Origin of the sequence: Pseudomonas sp. 30_B (assembly GCF_017491605.1) — a bacterium.
Classification (GTDB): Bacteria; Pseudomonadota; Gammaproteobacteria; order Pseudomonadales; family Pseudomonadaceae; genus Pseudomonas.
Map to the genome: position 1 here is coordinate 1 of NZ_JAFGYY010000414.1, position 429 is coordinate 429.

The 429-nt window shown below is 47.3% G+C and carries 1 protein-coding gene; it reads right to left on the bottom strand.

Annotated features, from left to right (window positions below; all coding sequences use genetic code 11):
• Positions 1–380 (bottom strand): PleD family two-component system response regulator (locus J5M67_RS28930; protein WP_243434949.1); only part of this gene is annotated, 380 nt, incomplete at its 3' end.
• Positions 381–429 lie beyond the last annotated feature (49 nt).

Here is a 429-nt window from a genome sequence, read left to right on the forward strand (position 1 = left end):
TCAATATCCAATACAATGGCTTCCGGTAGCATTTCTTGCAGTTTTTCTAGCGCATCAATACCATCCATTGCCACTTGGGCCTCATAGCCGTTACGTTCCAGTAAGCGCGAGGTGACTTTACGTACGGTTACTGAGTCATCCACAATCAGTACCACGGGTTTGTGCGCTTGTTTGACCGTCTTATTGGCTTTTTGTTGCTCGACTTTGGCGATATTGCTGACATTACGCATCAATGCCACCAAGTCAAGAATCAGCATGACCGAACCATCTCCCATAATGGTAGCAGCCGAAAATCCATCGATATGTGAGAGCTGACGACCAAGCGGTGTGACAACCACTTCAATACGAGAGCCTGCAATCATATCGACTTGCAGCGCCATGCGCCGACCTAAGTCAGTACGAATAATAATCACTGGTACACTGGTTGAC